The organism is Flavobacterium sp., from assembly GCF_030146175.1.
Lineage (GTDB): Bacteria > Bacteroidota > Bacteroidia > Flavobacteriales > Flavobacteriaceae > Flavobacterium.
Genome location: NZ_JASLCE010000021.1, coordinates 15,090 through 32,461 on the forward strand (window position 1 = coordinate 15,090; position 17,372 = coordinate 32,461).

Annotated in this window: 16 protein-coding genes; 9 read left to right on the plus strand and 7 right to left on the minus strand. The window is 41.9% G+C overall.

Going from position 1 to position 17,372, the window contains the following annotated elements:
* From ilvC to Q1R07_RS02340, 5 genes are read right to left on the minus strand one after another with little or no spacing between them, the layout of a single operon-like run.
* The gene (ilvC, locus tag Q1R07_RS02320; RefSeq protein ID WP_300485617.1) at positions 1-1,047 is read right to left on the minus strand and encodes a ketol-acid reductoisomerase; all 1,047 of its coding nucleotides are present in this window, start codon (positions 1,045-1,047) and stop codon (positions 1-3) included.
* 34 nt (positions 1,048-1,081) lie between these two features.
* Positions 1,082-1,600, minus strand: a complete 519-nt coding sequence (gene ilvN, locus Q1R07_RS02325; RefSeq protein WP_300485619.1) for an acetolactate synthase small subunit — start codon at positions 1,598-1,600, stop codon at positions 1,082-1,084.
* A gap of 12 nt (positions 1,601-1,612) precedes the next feature.
* Positions 1,613-3,358, minus strand: a complete 1,746-nt coding sequence (gene ilvB / locus Q1R07_RS02330; RefSeq protein WP_300485621.1) for a biosynthetic-type acetolactate synthase large subunit — start codon at positions 3,356-3,358, stop codon at positions 1,613-1,615.
* An 11-nt stretch (positions 3,359-3,369) separates the two neighbouring features.
* The gene (gene ilvD, locus Q1R07_RS02335) at positions 3,370-5,046 is read right to left on the minus strand and encodes a dihydroxy-acid dehydratase (protein ID WP_300485623.1); all 1,677 of its coding nucleotides are present in this window, start codon (positions 5,044-5,046) and stop codon (positions 3,370-3,372) included.
* Positions 5,033-5,944 (minus strand): branched-chain amino acid transaminase, encoded by a 912-nt coding sequence (locus tag Q1R07_RS02340; protein ID WP_300485625.1) that lies wholly within the window; start codon positions 5,942-5,944, stop codon positions 5,033-5,035. Before Q1R07_RS02340 ends, ilvD begins: the two co-directional genes overlap by 14 nt.
* A gap of 520 nt (positions 5,945-6,464) precedes the next feature.
* Here Q1R07_RS02340 and Q1R07_RS02345 point away from each other — a divergent pair.
* The 4 genes from Q1R07_RS02345 to Q1R07_RS02360 all read left to right on the plus strand — a co-directional run bounded on the left by Q1R07_RS02345 (position 6,465) and on the right by Q1R07_RS02360 (position 11,239).
* Positions 6,465-7,484, plus strand: a complete 1,020-nt coding sequence (locus Q1R07_RS02345) for a hypothetical protein (protein ID WP_300485627.1) — start codon at positions 6,465-6,467, stop codon at positions 7,482-7,484.
* A gap of 9 nt (positions 7,485-7,493) precedes the next feature.
* The gene (locus Q1R07_RS02350; protein WP_300485629.1) at positions 7,494-9,371 is read left to right on the plus strand and encodes a LodA/GoxA family CTQ-dependent oxidase; all 1,878 of its coding nucleotides are present in this window, start codon (positions 7,494-7,496) and stop codon (positions 9,369-9,371) included.
* A gap of 26 nt (positions 9,372-9,397) precedes the next feature.
* Positions 9,398-10,465 (plus strand): FAD-dependent monooxygenase, encoded by a 1,068-nt coding sequence (locus Q1R07_RS02355; protein ID WP_300485646.1) that lies wholly within the window; start codon positions 9,398-9,400, stop codon positions 10,463-10,465.
* A gap of 81 nt (positions 10,466-10,546) precedes the next feature.
* Positions 10,547-11,239: a Bax inhibitor-1 family protein gene (locus tag Q1R07_RS02360; protein WP_300485631.1), complete on the plus strand. Its 693-nt coding sequence runs from the start codon at positions 10,547-10,549 to the stop codon at positions 11,237-11,239.
* A gap of 81 nt (positions 11,240-11,320) precedes the next feature.
* On the opposite strand, the gene Q1R07_RS02365 is transcribed toward Q1R07_RS02360, so the two are convergent.
* Positions 11,321-11,812: a DNA-deoxyinosine glycosylase gene (locus Q1R07_RS02365; protein WP_300485633.1), complete on the minus strand. Its 492-nt coding sequence runs from the start codon at positions 11,810-11,812 to the stop codon at positions 11,321-11,323.
* Between the two features lie 312 nt (positions 11,813-12,124).
* Here Q1R07_RS02365 and Q1R07_RS02370 point away from each other — a divergent pair, with 312 nt between their 5' ends.
* The 5 genes from Q1R07_RS02370 to Q1R07_RS02390 all read left to right on the plus strand — a co-directional run bounded on the left by Q1R07_RS02370 (position 12,125) and on the right by Q1R07_RS02390 (position 16,746).
* Positions 12,125-12,742 carry a hypothetical protein gene (locus Q1R07_RS02370; protein WP_300485635.1) on the plus strand — a complete coding sequence of 206 codons (618 nt, stop codon included), beginning with the start codon at positions 12,125-12,127 and terminating at the stop codon, positions 12,740-12,742.
* A gap of 3 nt (positions 12,743-12,745) precedes the next feature.
* Complete coding sequence (locus tag Q1R07_RS02375; protein ID WP_300485637.1) at positions 12,746-13,384, plus strand: hypothetical protein; 639 nt, start codon at positions 12,746-12,748, stop codon at positions 13,382-13,384.
* Positions 13,369-14,130 (plus strand): ATP-binding protein, encoded by a 762-nt coding sequence (locus tag Q1R07_RS02380; RefSeq protein WP_300485639.1) that lies wholly within the window; start codon positions 13,369-13,371, stop codon positions 14,128-14,130. Before Q1R07_RS02375 ends, Q1R07_RS02380 begins: the two co-directional genes overlap by 16 nt.
* Positions 14,127-14,804: a response regulator transcription factor gene (locus tag Q1R07_RS02385; RefSeq protein ID WP_300485641.1), complete on the plus strand. Its 678-nt coding sequence runs from the start codon at positions 14,127-14,129 to the stop codon at positions 14,802-14,804. The genes Q1R07_RS02380 and Q1R07_RS02385 overlap by 4 nt, the downstream gene beginning before the upstream one ends.
* Positions 14,805-14,910: 106 nt before the next feature.
* Positions 14,911-16,746, plus strand: a complete 1,836-nt coding sequence (locus tag Q1R07_RS02390; protein ID WP_300485642.1) for a hypothetical protein — start codon at positions 14,911-14,913, stop codon at positions 16,744-16,746.
* A gap of 48 nt (positions 16,747-16,794) precedes the next feature.
* Here Q1R07_RS02390 and Q1R07_RS02395 read toward each other — a convergent pair.
* Positions 16,795-17,372: ClbS/DfsB family four-helix bundle protein (locus tag Q1R07_RS02395; RefSeq protein ID WP_300485644.1), on the minus strand; the 578-nt coding region annotated here is incomplete at its 5' end.

Here is a 17,372-nt window from a genome sequence, read left to right on the forward strand (position 1 = left end):
CTAATTGTTTTCCGGTCTCAGACTACGAACCGTTTTTCCTGCCTGCCACATTTCACTTTCGCGTAACTCTGATAATTCCATTTCGAGTCGGGCTCTATAATCGGATTTACTATTACTGTCAATAACATGCTTAGCCTCTTGTCCGGTAGCCACACTTTCGTATAAGGCCTCAAAAAGTGATAGGTTCGCATCGCGGAAACGTTTCCACCAATCCAATGCTCCTCTTTGAGCCGTCGTACTGCAATTGGCATACATCCAATCCATTCCGTTTTCGGAAACCAACGGCATTAAAGACTGCGTGAGTTCTTCGACGGTTTCGTTAAACGCTTCGGATGGACTATGCCCGTTTTTACGCAATACTTCATATTGCGCCGCAAAAAGTCCTTGAATCGCCCCCATCAAGGTTCCGCGTTCTCCTACCAGATCGCTATAGACTTCTTTTTTAAAATCGGTTTCAAACAGATAACCGCTTCCAATAGCAATTCCTAAAGCGACAACTCGCTCCCATCCTTTTCCGGTTGCATCCTGATATACCGCATAACTGCTATTTAGTCCTCTGTTTTGCAGAAACATTCGACGCAATGACGTTCCCGAGCCTTTTGGTGCAACCAGAAAAACATCCACATCCGGTGGCGGTACAATTCCGGTACGGGTATTAAAAGTGATCCCAAAACCGTGTGAAAAATACAGGGCTTTTCCCGGTGTGAGGTGTTCTTTTACTTTGGGCCAGTATTCTATTTGAGCGGCATCACTTAACAGATAACAGATAATCGTTCCCCGAATCAGTGCGGCTTCGATTTCAAACAGGTTTTTTCCGGGAACAAACCCGTCGTTTACCGCTTTATCCCATGATTTCGAATTCTTCCGTTGTCCTACAATAACCGTAATACCGTTATCCCGCAGATTTAATGCCTGTCCAGGTCCTTGTACACCATATCCGATAATTGCAACAACCTCATTTTTTAATACTTCACGGGCAAATTCCAATGAAAATTCTTCCCGTGTAACGACCTGTTCTGCTACTCCCCCAAAATACAATGTTGCCATATTCGTTTATTTTTAGATTATTATTTTTCTTTGTCTATTCCCCTATTATCCGATTTAATCCATGTCCGTTTTTAGATAGTGCAATCCGGGAGCTTCTGGAAAATTCTTCCAGTCCCAATGGTTTTAAGATTTCCATCAGTTCATTAATTTCATCCCGATGTCCTGTGACTTCGAATATCGTATAATCCTTACGTATCGCTATTATTGTGATCTTATATTCTCGTAAAATTTGTATGCCCTTTTTCTGTGATGCCATTATTTTTGTAGGTACTTTATACAAGGCTATTTCCTGCCAAACCAACTCCTCATTCGTATGAAAATAAACCTTTAAAACATCGACCTGTTTTTCCAATAAATACGTCAGTTTCCGGATATTGTCTTCCGTATCTGTAGCAACAATCGTAAATCGCTGGACATCGAAAATTTCTGTCGGACCGGCATTGATACTACTAATATTGATTTTCATTTTAAAAAATAACAACGCAATACGATTGATCAACCCGATATCATTTTCGGTATAAATTGTGATTGTAAATTCTTCTTTTCTATCCATTTTCATAGTATTTTAAATTTCATTCTTATGCAACACAACATCCGATACGCTTTTTCCCTGTGGTACCATCGGAAAGATGTTGTCTTCTTTTCCTACCACTATTTCCAGCAAATAACTCCCTTTATGATGTAGCATTTGTTGTAATGCACTTTGTAGCTCTTCCCGTTGTTCCACCCGTTTTCCGGGAATGCCATATCCCTGGGCCACCTGAACAAAATCGGGACTTTCGATAGCAACAAAAGAATAGCGTCTTTCATGAAAAAACTCCTGCCATTGCCGTACCATTCCCAAAAAGCTATTATTCAGTATTACTAACTTTACATTGGGTTTAAACTGCATTATTGTCCCCAATTCCTGTATGTTCATCTGAATACCGCCATCGCCCATGATTGCGATTACCTGACGTGTCGCATCGCCGTATGAAGCACCTATGGCAGCAGGAATAGCAAATCCCATTGTTCCGAGTCCGCCACTGGTAATATTACTTCTGGAATGCTTGTAACTGGCATAACGACAGGTTATCATTTGATGCTGTCCGACATCGGTAACAATAATTGCTTCACCCTTTGTCAATTCATTAAGATTGTGGATAACCTCTGCCATTGTCAGTTCATTTCCGGATGGGTAAATTTGATTCCGGATCACCTCTTTATTTTCTATTACGGCACAATCTTTAAAACGTTTATGCCATTCGTGATGTACCTTAGTCATAACCAGTCCGGTTAGCAAAGGCAAGGTATCTTTACAGTCGCCACATACGGGAATATCGGCTTTTACATTTTTATCGATTTCGGAGCGGTCAATATCCAAATGGACGACCTTTGCCTGCGTCGCATACTGATCCAGACGACCTGTTACCCGGTCGTCAAAACGCATCCCGATAGCAATCAATACATCGCATTCATTTGTTAACAAATTCGGACCATAATTTCCATGCATTCCAACCATCCCTACAGCCAACGGATGATCGGTTGGAATGGCACTCATTCCCATGATCGTCCACGCCACCGGAATACCGGTTTTCTCGATAAACCGTAGCAATTCGGTTTCTGCTTTTCCCAATAAAACTCCTTGTCCAATGATTACAAAAGGACGCTTAGCAGCATTGATCAACATAGCAGCTTGTACTACGAGTTCCATATCCGGAACGGGTATTGGTTTATAACTTCGTAGAAAATCGCAGGGTTTATACTGATAAAAAGCTATTTTTTGTAACTGAGCATTCTTGGTAACATCAATTACAACAGGTCCCGGTCTTCCGGATCGGGCTACATAAAATGCCTTGGCCAATACTGTTGGAAGTTCCTCGGCGTCGGTTACCTGATAATTCCATTTTGTTACCGGTGTTGTAATGCCGATCACATCGATTTCCTGAAAAGCATCGGTTCCTAAAAGATGCGCATACACCTGACCCGTAATACAAACTATAGGCGTACTGTCCAGTAAGGCATCTGCAAGTCCGGTAACCAAATTGGTCGCACCCGGTCCGCTGGTTGCCAATACGACACCCACTTTTCCGGATACCCGTGCATATCCCTGAGCCGCATGAATAGCACCTTGTTCATGACGTACCAGTATGTGTTCCAACTTTTCTTGATAATCGTATAAAGCGTCATATATTGGTATAATGGCTCCACCCGGATAACCAAAAATAGTTATAACACCTTCATAACGAAATATTTCGAGTACAACCTGACTACCCGTCAGGTTTTTTGATAAGGTCGTTTCATCCGAGTTCCCTTGCAGTTTTTGGTCCATATAATTCTATTTTATGCATCCGTTACACAGCCTTCTGAGGCCGATGAAACGGTTAGTGCGTATTTATACAACAATCCTTTTGTGACTTTTAATTCCGGTTGTTTCCATTGTTGTTTTCGGATTTCGATTTCTTTATCGGCAACTTGTAGTTCCAGTGTGTTTTTAACCGCATCAATCGCAATACGATCACCATCCTGGACAAAAGCGATCACTCCGCCTTCATAAGCTTCCGGTGTAATATGTCCTACGACAAAACCATGGGTTCCACCACTAAACCGCCCATCGGTTAGTAAGGCAACACTTTTTCCGAAACCGGCTCCAATCAATGCGCTGGTCGGTTTTAACATTTCCGGCATACCCGGTGCACCTTTTGGTCCTTCGTTGCGAATCACAATCACATCGCCGTGTTGTATTTTTCCGTTTTCAATACCGGCGATCAGTTCTTTTTCGCCATCAAAAACCCGCGCCGGACCGCAAAAAAAAGTACCTTCTTTTCCGCTGATTTTGGCGACACTTCCATTTTTAGCCAGATTACCATATAAAATTCGTAAGTGCCCGGTAGTCTTTATTGGATCCGTCAACGGTTTTATAATTGATTGTCGGGTAAAATCGAGCATTTTGACCGATTCGAGATTTTCCGCCACCGTTTTTCCTGTTACCGTAAGACAATCGCCGTGAAGCAATCCTTGTTGCAACAAATATTTCATTACAGCCGGTATTCCACCCTGTTCGTGTACATCTTGCATGAGATAGGTTCCGCTGGGTTTTAAATCGGCTAGAACCGGTGTCGTATCACTCATTTTCTGAAAATCATCCTGTGACAATCGTATTCCTACACTTTTGGCCATAGCGATCAGATGTAATACAGCATTAGTGCTTCCGCCGAGAACAATCGTAAGGCGCATTGCGTTTTCAAATGCCTTTCGGGTCATAATATCCGTTGGTTTGATGTCTTTTTCCAACAGCATTTTTAAATAACGCCCGGCTTTCAGGCATTCCTGTCGTTTTTCGAAACTCATCGCCGGATTGGAAGCCGAGTACGGCAAACTCATTCCCAGCGCTTCTATTGCCGAAGCCATCGTATTGGCCGTATACATTCCGCCGCAGGCTCCGGGACCGGGACAGGCATTTTTGATAATCCCGTTATAATCCGATTCACTTATTTGTCCGGCGATTTTTTGTCCCAACGCTTCAAATGCGGAGACAATATTTAGTGTTTCTCCTTTATAGCAGCCCGGTGCTATTGTTCCGCCATAGACCATTAAAGCCGGCCGGTTGAGTCGTCCCATAGCGATAATGCTGCCTGGCATATTTTTATCACAACCCGGTAATGCGATCAGACCATCGTAATATTGAGCACCACATACCGCTTCGATACTGTCGGCAATCACTTCCCGACTTACCAGTGAATAACGCATACCATCGGTACCGTTACTTATACCGTCACTCACACCAATTGTATTAAAAATCAATCCAGCCAATCCTTCTTCCCAGGTTCCTTTTTTTACAAGTTGTGCCAGATCATTTAGGTGCTTGTTACATGGATTTCCGTCATATCCCATACTGACAATCCCTACCTGTGCCTTGTCCATATCATCATCCGTAAAACCAATTCCGTATAACATGGCTTTAGCTGCCGGATAACCATCACCCTGCGTTAATAGCGCTGAATATTTATTTTGTTTCATTTTGTTTTAATTCGTTTCCAATTACATCCAGACTTTTTCCTAAAACCAAACTACTGTATCCTTTTTGTATCTGATTCGCATATGTATCTTCCCATTTTTTGGAAAACGGAACATCATCCAAAGAAGCCAACATTACTATTTCGGCGGCCGTACCGCAAAAAAATGCAGCATCGGCACCTTTCATTTCTTCCGGTTTAAAAAATTTTTCCACTATCGGAATTCCTAGTTTTTTACTGATTTCGATAACCGTGGCACGGGTTATTCCCGGAAGAATATTGCCTTTGGGCGGTGTGAATAGCATTCCGTTTTTTTCGAAAAATACGTTCGCCCCAGAACTTTCCGCAACATTTCCATTGGTATCCAGCAACAAGGCTTCGTCATATCCTTTATCCCGGGCTTCCTGACAGGCAAGTATCGAATTGACATAATGACCACTTACTTTGGCTTCGACATGAAAAGCCTCCGGATTAGGTCTGCGATACGATGAGGTCATTACTCGCAATTTATCGGCCAGATAACCATTATTCCACTCCCAAGCTTCAATAACCAGCTGACTTTCTTTTGCTTTTGAAAGTCCCATATTTGGCGAACTCATTACCAAGGGACGTATATAGGCATCGCTAAGGTTATTGCGTTTTAACACCTCATGCGTTAATTCGATTAGTTCCGAAGTGGTATGGAAAAATGGTATGTGCATCGTTTCGGCCGAAAAACGCAGGCGATCATAATGCTCTTTGGCTTTAAAAATTTGTGTTCCGTTTGGGGTTTTATACGATTTAATTCCTTCGAAAACAGCATATCCGTAATGAAGCGATTGTCCGTAAAGATCGGTTTTAGCTTCTGTGGCTTTTACAAAATTTCCGTCAAAATAGATCATGGTATCGTTGTGATAATACATATGGCTACTTTTAAAATTTAACTCAAAAAAAAAAGCCCTTCTCGGTGTGAGAAGGGACTTAATCATATAATACGATATCGTTTCCTACTCACGTAAGCAAGGGAATAATAATTGAAATAGTACGTACAACTTGTTGTTTCATTTTGTTTGCGTTTTAAGAAATAAAAAAAGCCGTCCCAAAAATTTGGAACGGCTTTGTATGATTCATCTTGTATATTACTACGATACCCTTCCTGCACCAGCGCTGGCTGCGATAATGCTATCAACTGTAATTGTAATAATATTGGTAGTAATCACGTGAATTGTAATTAGCGTAAAAGTACATAAAAAACACATAAATACAAGTTTTATTTATATTTTTTTAGTACGCTGTTTATTTTAAACAATCCCATATTAAAAACGATTAGTATTTCAAAGTATAACATTTTGCGGTTTTTCATTCAAAAATCACGTAGTACTACCTGAATTTTAACAATCGTACTTTTTTAAATTGCAATAACAAACCACCAAACAAACTACCATGCAAAATGACCAACCCCACAAAGCGGCTATGGATTGCGAAACCAATCCTACTGCTTCCCTCAAGAAAATGTTTATCGACAGCACTATGGGCAATCGTATTATGGCAGGACAATGCCCGGTGCGACGTGCCGTATTTTTAAAACCTCATGGTGTGGCCAAAGCCGATTTTATTATGGTACCGGGATTAGCGGACAAGTATAAAATCGGAATTTTTGCTCACGAGCGTTTTAGTGCCTGGGTTCGTTTTTCGAGCGACACACAACCGCATGCGCCGGATATGAAATCGACTGTCGGAATCGGAATCAAACTTTTTGATGTTCCGGGTGAAAAACTGCTGGAATCCAGTAAGCATGCCACTACGGCCGATTTTCTATTGCAAAACATGAACGTCTTTTTTGTAGACAATGCTACAGAAATGTGCAAATTCACCAAAGCCGGTGTTGTGGATCACAATTATGATCTCTATCTGAAAGACCACCCGGAAACACAAAAAATTCTGGACGAAATGGCTAAACCCGTAGATAGCTGCCTGACAACTCCTTATTGGAGCGGACTACCCTATGCTTTTGGCGATCGCTTTGTAAAATACAAACTGGAACCGATCGGGCCACCATTCGGTGTGCCGCCATCGCAAAATACTTCCGATTACCTGCAGGCCGATTTACAAACCCGTCTGAATATGGGTGAAGCGCAATTTAATTTTATGGTTCAGTTTCAAACCAATCCGGAAACTATGCCATTGGATAAAGCCATGACACCCTGGAGCGAATCCGAATCCGAACCGGTACATATCGCTACGCTGGTAATTCAAAAACAGGACATTACCAATCAGGGACAGGCCGAATATGGCGAAAACCTTTCGTTTAACCCATGGCGTACGTTAAAAGCACACGAACCGAAAGGTAGTATCAGTGCTGCGCGTAAAGTAGTCTATGAAGCCGGTGCCGAATTGAGACGTTTTAAAAATGGTGTTCCGGCTGTCGAACCGAATACGCCAAGACCCCTTAACCTCAAATAAAATAGTGCTATGGATATCAATGCAATAAAAAATGTAGCGATCTACCCGGCTATCGGTGTGGCGCGCGTCGGAAATTCAAAAGAATATTATCTGGCTTCCGATTTACCGGGCGTGACTCCCGTAGCGGAAGGCGGTTTTAAAGATAACGACAACCTGTTTAAAAAGCAGGTACCGCGATTCCGTATTTATGCCCTGGGCGAAAATAACGAACCGCTGTTTGAAATCAATACCGATACTGAAAATGCCAATATCGAATGGCGTGTACACGTGGCCAACCGAAAAGCAGCCTGGTATCAGTTTAACAATGCCCTGGATTTGGGCAAATACAGCATTCCGAGTACCAAACGTAACGGTGCTGTTCCCGATCCGGATCGGAATCAACTGGTGATCGATCCCGGACCGCGAACCATTAGCGGAAAAAACATATCCGGACCAAAATATCACTTTGACTCCGGGAAATTCTACGATAAAAAAATAGCTCTGGGCGAAATCCGTACCGACGATAAAGGACGTTTGTTGTTTTTTGGCGGTGATGGAAAAAGCGAATCCCGATTGGGTATCAAAGCCATAACTTTTGCGAATAACGACGACTGGCACGACGATACGTCCGACGGAACCGTACGCGCTAAAGTTACTATTGGCGACAAAACCTTCGAAGCCAAACCGGCAGTTGTGGTGTGTACACCGCCCAACTTCGGTCAGGGCTTATTCCCGGTGGTCAGCATGCTCGATGTGGTTAACGATCTGTACATCCGCGAAGGCTGGTTACCTCCTAAAAAGAAAGTTCGTTTTTATAATGATATCTATCCGATATTGTCCCGTATGAGTAGTACGCAATGGGTAAATGAAGGCTTTTTTATGTTATTTGGTACCAATTCACCAAGCGACTTCGAAAATCCGGAGTTTATTGCCAAACTCGACAGTCCGGATCCGGCTTATGAAGCCGAACGCAGACGAGTATTCGAATGGTTCCGCGACCGGAATTCGACGGTTTACGAACCGGCCAAAATTCCACCGCACTATGGTGATTTATTTGGCGACTACGTGAATCTTCCCGCTGTAGATCTGGCGGTTACCGATACGCAATACGATATGCTTCGCCGTTGGGCCGAAGGGGATTTTGAAACCGGTGAACCCCGAAAACCGGTTGTTTTTGACGAATTACCGGTACCGGCACAAGTAATGGCCTTATTAAAAGCACCATTGGAAGAATGCTTGGGCGGGCCGTTCCACCCGGGAATCGAAATTACATGGCCATTCCGTCATCTGATGATGTGGAGTGAACCGTATCGTTTAAAAGTCCTACCGGAAGATACCGGTGTCCGCGACGATTACGGTGGTATGCTAACCTCCGAAATCGCACTGTCGCCTAACGGTCCACTGGACGGAAGTGGTCCGGGATCCGTAACCCGTTGGTTGGGTGTGCCGTGGCAAACCGACGAAGCGAGTTGTCTTTCCGGATACGATGTAACCTTATACCTACCGTTACCGTCGTTCTGGTCGGTTAGGGTTCCAAATACCGTACTTTCGAAAGATAGTTTTGATCGTTTGAATGTTTCCACAACCAACGACGGTCAAAAATTAAAGCATTTTTCCTATCGTGTGGACTGGATGCGTGATTTTACCACGACCTATGTGACCCGTATTAACAATATGGTTGCCAAATGGCATCAACTGGGCATCATTACCAAGCATGATCTGGAAAATCCGTCGCAATTCCTTCCGGAAGCCTTATGGGTGGAAACCCATCGCGAAGGGCCAACTGGTGTTGATCCGACACTGGTACAGGTACGTCATGCCGAACAAGATCCGATTCTTACCGCCAAAGGATTAATGGCGGAAGAAGCACCACGTGAAAGTCAACCGTTAAAACGTCACGAATTATAAAAAACAGATATTACATACCCGTTGTTATTGTTGGAGCTGGCCCGGCCGGATTGGCCGCAGCATTGACCTTACAAAAAGAATCCGTAACCTGTGCCGTTATCGACTATCGTCGGGAAAACGTTTTTAAACCGGGGGAATCTTTAGCTCCGGGTGCCAACTTTATCCTGGACAAACTCGGACTTCACAAGATAGCGGCTTCCGGTTTTCACAATGCGTATGTGGGCAATAACGTTGTGTGGGGTGGTACTACGCCTCACCAACGTTATTTTCTAAACGAACCCTATGGTAACGGATTGCACCTGAACCGTGTGGTATTTGAAAATCAGTTACTCGAAACAGCCGTTGAACGTAAGATTACCTTATTCCTCACCTATCAGATCAAAGAAATTACCGAAACGCCGGATAAGATCCTTTTGGAATGTTTTTCCCCTTCGGGCGATTTTACCACAATCGAAGCCGATTTTATACTCGATTGCAGCGGAAGAGCCGGTATCGTCGCAAAAAAAACCGGTGTAAAAAGAACCGCGCTGGACAATCTGGTTTCGTATCATTTTATGATCAAACAACCGGAAACCGTATTAAAAGGAATGACCTATATCGAATCCGTTGCAGACGGTTGGTGGTATATGGCGCCTGTTAACGATGGCAAAATGGTTGTCAACTTTATGTCCGACAGCGACCTGCATCAGGTCAAATCGGAACTACTCCAAGACTGGTTACGACAAAAAATACGGCAAACGCAACATTTTTCAGCACTTATACCGGAAAATGCTTTTGACACGTTGGTTCATTCCGGAATCAAAACCGCTTCTACTTCCCTATTGGACGTTCCCGGCGGTAACCGATGGATGGCTGCCGGCGATGCTTTGTGCTCGTATGATCCGCTGACCTCATTTGGCATTACCAATGCGCTAACCGGCGGTTATGCCGCAGCCAAAGCCATTACCGGTTTACTAAACGGTGACGGAACAGCTGCTACCGATTATTTGTCCAAACAAATGGCACTTTTCAATAAATCGGTTGTCATGTTACAAAACCAATACCGACAGGAACAACGTTGGGCCGATTTGCCGTTCTGGAAACGACGTCATTAAATCGGTTACAATAATTTCCTACAACTGGGATAATTTAAAAAAAAGATTATATTTGTTTCTGTTAAACGTAAATACCCATATATGGAATCCGAAAACACGATTGTAGCTTACGCTTCCGAACTGGAAAGAGCAACTTTCTACAAAAAAACCTATCTACACGTGGCTATAGCTATTTTGGCCTTTATCGTTGTGGAAACAATTTTAATTCACACCGTTCCTATGGAATGGATTGCTGCCATGTTTGGCGGAAAATTCGTATGGTTGTTTATCATCGGACTTTTCTGGTTGGGAACTACCCTATCTGAAAAAATGAGTTTTAATCCATCGCGTGAAAAACAATATTTAGGACTGGGTTTATATGTAATTCTGGAAGCGATTATTTTTCTTCCGATGATTGTGATTGCCGTAGCAATGACCAATAGTGCCGAATTGATCACACAAGCAGCAATCATTACTCTGTTTATGTTTTCGGGATTGACCGCTGTGGTATTTTTTACCCGAACTGATTTCTCATTCCTTCGAACAGCGATCATTATCGGTGGTTTTATTTCGTTGGGATTAATTGTTGCCGGTGCTTTATTCGGATTTAACCTGGGATTATGGTTTTCTGTTGGAATGGTAATTTTAGCCTCTGCCAGTATCCTATATCAGACACATCAAATTAAAAATCAGTACGGTACACAACAATATGTAGGTGCTGCATTACAATTATTTTCATCTGTAATGCTTTTATTCTGGTATGTATTACGTATCCTGATGAGCCGAAGAAACTAATCATCTTACTATTTATACTAAAAAAGACTGCTTATTCTGGCAGTCTTTTTTTTGATCGTATCGTACCTTTTACCTGTTGTTTTATAATGCTAATGGTAGTCGTATGGCTTCCCATTCGGTTCGTTTGGTTTCAAAACTTTTACCGGCATTTGCAGGACTTGTCGATGGCAATACCTGTAAATGATAGGCTTTGGTTGTTTTTACATATTTTTTAAAATAAGCCGCTGCTTTTTGTCCGTTAAAGAAAATATGAGTGATTTCGGGATGTTTTTCTAAAAAATCATTAAAATCATTAGGTACTTCCTGTTCGATCGCACTATCCAGACTTCCTTCTCTTTTACAAGCCTGCAACACGTCCCAAAGAGCAACTTTATTTTGTAACAACAATGCTTTTTTGGTGGCATAATCATTAGAAAAAGGGACTTCAAAAATGGTAAATAGCAATTTCCAAAAATGATTCCGGGCATTGCCATAATATTCTTCCGCCATTAAAGACGCAACACCAGGCATGGTTCCTAAAATTAGTATCCGGGCGTTGGTTTCCGATACGGAAGGAAAAGAATAAATGAGCATGGACATTATTTTTAAAAAGATTCCTACTGCAAAGTAGCAACAATCCGGCTAAATTCAAAAAGGATTTGCGTAATCGCCTTAAAAAAAAGTCCGGTTTTACTAATGTTTTCAGCCTTTTCGGAAGACAAAAATAAAATTGTAACCGTTGCTTTAGCGGTTGGTGTTAAAGCGGTTATCCCTCCTTTACTTTATCTTAAAAATTATCTTGTTAAAGTATTCTAACTTACCCGCGATATTATTTGTTTTTTTAGTGTCAAAAATCTAATTTTGAACGAATCAATCATTTGATATTAACTCAAAAAAGCCTGAATTATGAAATTACCTCTACAAGACATTCTGGATGGAATCCGTGAGTGGAACAAAGTCCGTAAAGACCGTGAATTAGCAACTTTCTATTTAAGTACCGCTCGTTATTTCTCTTTTGAATGTGCCGACAAAGGGACTTCGAAATACCTACATGCGTATCCGGGTATCTACGAGAACCAACTATATTTCTTTTTAATCCCTTCGGAATTTGATTCCCCGGATTCGAAAGCTGTTGCCGATATCGATGCACATATTAATGCTACACAGGTACACATTGGAGTTGGTAACGGAGGACAGGAGCTTCCTGAAAAAGAAGCACAAGAGCGAATTGACAACTGGGATAATAATGTAAGAGAATGGGTTTCGGTACAAATCGATGCACCGGAAGGTATTTTCCAGGCTTTTGCCATCCCAACCGATTATATTAAAGAAAAAGTAGCGATCCCTTATGATGCGGATTTTGCACTTAGAGCCAGTACTGCAGCCGTTTCCGGATATGTAGCCGATTTGGTTATCGTGGATAGAGAACTTAAAAAATCGGTGTACTATGATACGGTACGTCCGGTTCCGCCATTTGCTCCTTTGGAAGGTGATTTCTATTTATTACAATTGGCCGAAAACTAATATATGACGTTTTATCAGTTTCTGGACTATCTGACGTATTTATCGCCGGCGCTATTGCTCACCGGGATTGGGATTGGTATGTATCGCTACAAATCGCTCGCCCTTTCTCATAAAATGCTGTTGCTTTATATCAGTGTGGCACTCTGCACAGATCTAAGCAGTCGTCTTTACGGTCATTTATTCGGAAATAACCTGATATTCATCATTTTGTTCAGTTTATTAGAACTGATCATTTTTGCAATTTTATACCAGTTCTGCTTTTTTGAAAAGAAAAGCAGAACTCTTTTTTCGCTTACGCTTGTCGCCAGTGGATTTATTGTTTGGGAGCTTTTTTCGTTACGAACCATTTCTCCACAACAATTCCAGTCCTATTCGAAAGTAATGGATGCCTTTGTGATCATATTATTAGCACTGGCCTATTTTTTCCAGAAAGTTGGAAAATACAAAACCACACAAAAGGAAGAATTACGGCTCAATGCGGCCATTTTAGTCTTTTTTTCACTACATCTTTTGTTTTTTCTGCCGATTAACTTCCTTATTAATGTAAGTTCCGGGCTTAAGTTTTATTTTTGGACCGCCAATCTGGTGCTCACGCTTATCTTTTATGCCTTTATAAACTGGGAAATATGGAAAAATGGATAGAACCCAAAACCATTATGTTATGGATTATCATTGCAATTACAGTGGTTTCCATACTGGTTTTTTCTTTTATACGTCTTGCCTATCTCAACTTTAAGCAAATGGCTGAAGCCCAACTGGAAGAATCCCGCTTAAAACTGGAACATCAGAAAAAACTACTCGAAAACGGTATTTTGGTTCAGGAACAGGAACGTACGCGTATTGCAGCCGATTTGCACGATTCGCTTATCGGAAAACTCACTTCCTTAAAATTAAAACACCAACTGGATTACAATCATGACGAAATGGACCATTTATTAGGGGAAAGCATAGCCGATGCGCGAAGAATTTCCCACGATTTGAGTCCACCTATGTTAGAATTCATATCTTTGTATGAATTAATTGACGGAATTATTACCCCCTGGAAAAAAAACATTGCGGTCGATTTTTATCATGATGTACGCACAGATGTTGCGCTACCCAATAGTATTAAAATTCAGTTTACCCGTGTTTTACAGGAATTGATTACCAATATTTACAAACATGCCGGTGCCTCCGTAATTACCGTTCACCTGCGACAAACCGACCGATTGCTTTGCCTTTTGGTAAAAGATGACGGTAAAGGTTTTGACCCGAATCAGAATAAAAAAGGACTCGGTTTACAAAACATTGAACTACGGATGCTTTACCTTAACGGAAAACATAGTATCAAACCGCTCCGCAAAGGAACCTCGGCCTTACTATTATTAGAATATAAAGACCTGATATGAGTACCATTCGAATTGCCATAACAGACGATGATGGTTTAATTGTAAAACTACTGGAAAACTTCCTGAGCATGCAGCCGGGATTTGAAGTGATCTACACCGCCGAAAGTGGTGATGTTTTGTTGTCGCATCTCGAAAGAGCTACCGAATTGCCCGATGTCTTATTACTGGATTTGAAAATGAAAGGAATGGACGGTATTGAAGTAACGCGCCATCTTAAAACGCATTTTCCGGATATCAAGGTGATTATCGTATCGTCGCATTACCAGCGGTCGTTTATGAACTTTATGCTAAAAACCGGTGCTTCGGCCTTTCTTCCAAAAGGAGTTTCCCCTATTTTACTGGCCGAAATTATTCCGACTGTACATCAGAAAGGGATCTTTTTTATGGAAGATCAAATGGAAGCCATTCGGGAACAGGCGGCATCCAAAACAAATCAAAAGTCAATTTTTGACAATGGTACCGAGCTTTCGAAACGCGAAATCGATGTATTACGCCTGATCAGTCAACAGAAAACAGCAAAAGAAATTGGTGATGCGCTTTTTATTACGGCCCGAACCGTAGAAGGTCATAAAAACAATCTTTTTGTTAAAACCGGTGCCAAAAATATAGCCGGACTGGTTATTTATGCTATTCAGAATAACATCATCAGTGTGGAAGAACTTCCCATGATTTAATCTATTTATCTGAAAAACAGGTAATTTCATCCATACAACGTTACAAAATTATTCCGAACTTTGAGATACAGGTCCCAAACCTATCTCAAACTTAATTTGTAACATTATGGAAAGTATTCAATTCGGATTGGCCAACAATTACGATAGTGGCCGCTATAATTCCGTTGCAACCAACGAACAGATCAGTATCGAAGTACACAATTCGGAAAGCTCCGGAAAAATGTGGTACCATATTGGTTTGATCAATAAAGCGACCATCGAATGGGGCAAAAGCACTCCTTATAGCGACGGGTTTTATCCCTCGGTTGCCCTTAACAATAAAAACATTGTAGTCGAAGTACACGAAACCAGTAACGTCCTTACACATTCGATGTATGCTAAAGTCGGACTTGTAAACGGTTCTACCATCGAATGGTGGGGAAAAGATGAAAAATACGATACCGGCGTCCAACCCAACATCGCGATAAACGATTATGGTGTACTGGTGGAAGTGCATAAATCGCAATCGCATGATGTCCTTTATTACCGTGTTGGAAAACTCAATGGCAAAACCATTAGTTGGGGAAAAAGTCGTAGCTACGAAAAAGGCATTAAGCCTTCGGTTGCCATTACCAACTCCGGATGGGTTGTCGAAGTGCATCAATCCGAAAGCGCAGCTAAATTACACTACAGAGTGGGTCATATCAACGGTGATTCCATCAATTGGAGCAATAGTATTCCGTATCAGGATGGCATTAATCCGAGTGTAGCAATTACCGATGACGGCCGTATTATCGAAGTACACGAATCGCAGGGTATATCAGGACTATGGCAAATGTCCGGTGTGATAAACGGTACGGCAATCCTATGGTCGGAAGCAACAAACTTCGATTCCGGTTCGACTCCGAAAGCCGCAATTTCATCCAGCGGACAAGTTGCCGTACAGGTACATGCCAGCGAAGGACTTTCTTTTGGATTGTGGTATTCCCTCTCTCGATTAATGAATACCGCCGATTTTATGAGGGACTTACTACCCTTAACACAGGATCTTCCGTTTAAAAAAATGGTATTTCCGGCCAGTCACGATGCCGGAATGTACACCCATGGTTTGGAAACATTTGGCAAGACACAGGATCTCAACCTATATCAACAATTACAGGCCGGGGTGCGTTATTTTGACTTGCGACCGGATAAAAATCTGAATATTTATCATGGACTTGCCGGACCTTCGGTACAGGAAGTCTTAAATGACGTAAAGCTTTTTTATGAAGAAGGCCATCGCGAACTGGCTATCCTGAAATTTTCGCATTTCGATAAGTTTACATCTGATATTTACAAGACATTAAAAACAATGATCAATGACACCATCGGGCCGTGGTTGTTTCGTTCGATTCCTGAGGGATACCAACGATTGGCCGATATTCCGATGGGAACTTACCTAAAAGACAAAGGACAAATCTTAGTAGTAATCGACGATAACTGGGCGGTAACCGATGAACCTAAAAACGGTTTCTGGGTCTACCGCGACTGGCAGGATAGTACGGCAAATCTAGGCGATCTGACAGTTTTTGATATTTACTCCAATACGATGCGTTACAGTACCATGGAAACCGATCAGCTGCAAAAATTCAATGCTTTTAACGGTCAATGTTGCAGTAAACAAAAAAATAACAGTTGGGAATGCCAGGAGTTTTCACAAACCCCTTGTGATCTTTTCTTGCTATCGTGGACGTTAACTCCGCCAACCGGCGTTTGGTTGTTCGCAAAAGAAGCCGATAGTAATCTTGGTCGGATTATGTCGTATCTGCAACCCAATACAAACGGTTATTTCCCAAATATCCTTTATCTCGATTATACGGAATATGCGCGTCCAACGTTTATAGCCGAATTGTTTACCAAAATTTATAACAACATCACGCACAGATCGCCCCTTCCTAAGGAAGTGAACGTGATGGCGGGTTAATTTCTATTTCATAAGCATGGAGGGAGTTTGGGTTATCTCCCTCCTTTTTTATGTCAATTTGCGCGCTGCTTTCCATTTTCGGATTCTTCCTCTGGCATTGGTATAGGGTGAAGCCGTATTGAATTGTATCATTCGGCCAAGCGTCCATTTTTCATACCAGCTTTGCTCGTAAAGTTCCGTATTTGTTTTACGTTCGATTAGCTCCAAAATCCGATCAACCGTTTGATCCAGTTGTTGAAGCAATGCAGTCCAATCAATCGGCTCGTAATCGCTATAGAATTTCTGCGCCAGTTTTCCCAATTCGTTCCACTTATACCCCGTTTCCGGGAAATCGACCCTTTCGCCGGCATCTTTTTTTTGATTCCATTGTAAAACCAATTCGCCCCATCCTACCAGATATGCGACCAGATTGTGCAAACTCATTTGGGTTCCTTTGGCATGGCCTTCCAATTCTACTATGATCGCAAGGTTTTCGGGGATTGTTATCAGTTCGTTTCTCAGTTTTCCATAATTGATTTGTATCGCACTAATCAAAGCTGTTTTATCTGTTGGTACCGCCATACTTTTCTCTTTTCTCTTTTCTCTTTTCTCTTTTCTCTTTTCTCTTTTCTCTTTTCTCTTTTCTC

Coding starts and splice junctions, on each gene's coding strand:
- ilvC (WP_300485617.1), bottom strand. CDS start 1,047: ATGGCAACATTGTATTTTGGGGGAGTAGCAGAACAGGTCGTTACACGG.
- ilvN (WP_300485619.1), bottom strand. CDS start 1,600: ATGGATAGAAAAGAAGAATTTACAATCACAATTTATACCGAAAATGAT.
- ilvB (WP_300485621.1), bottom strand. CDS start 3,358: ATGGACCAAAAACTGCAAGGGAACTCGGATGAAACGACCTTATCAAAA.
- ilvD (WP_300485623.1), bottom strand. CDS start 5,046: ATGAAACAAAATAAATATTCAGCGCTATTAACGCAGGGTGATGGTTAT.
- Q1R07_RS02340 (WP_300485625.1), bottom strand. CDS start 5,944: ATGTATTATCACAACGATACCATGATCTATTTTGACGGAAATTTTGTA.
- Q1R07_RS02345 (WP_300485627.1), top strand. CDS start 6,465: ATGCAAAATGACCAACCCCACAAAGCGGCTATGGATTGCGAAACCAAT.
- Q1R07_RS02350 (WP_300485629.1), top strand. CDS start 7,494: ATGGATATCAATGCAATAAAAAATGTAGCGATCTACCCGGCTATCGGT.
- Q1R07_RS02360 (WP_300485631.1), top strand. CDS start 10,547: ATGGAATCCGAAAACACGATTGTAGCTTACGCTTCCGAACTGGAAAGA.
- Q1R07_RS02365 (WP_300485633.1), bottom strand. CDS start 11,812: ATGCTCATTTATTCTTTTCCTTCCGTATCGGAAACCAACGCCCGGATA.
- Q1R07_RS02370 (WP_300485635.1), top strand. CDS start 12,125: ATGAAATTACCTCTACAAGACATTCTGGATGGAATCCGTGAGTGGAAC.
- Q1R07_RS02375 (WP_300485637.1), top strand. CDS start 12,746: ATGACGTTTTATCAGTTTCTGGACTATCTGACGTATTTATCGCCGGCG.
- Q1R07_RS02380 (WP_300485639.1), top strand. CDS start 13,369: ATGGAAAAATGGATAGAACCCAAAACCATTATGTTATGGATTATCATT.
- Q1R07_RS02385 (WP_300485641.1), top strand. CDS start 14,127: ATGAGTACCATTCGAATTGCCATAACAGACGATGATGGTTTAATTGTA.
- Q1R07_RS02390 (WP_300485642.1), top strand. CDS start 14,911: ATGGAAAGTATTCAATTCGGATTGGCCAACAATTACGATAGTGGCCGC.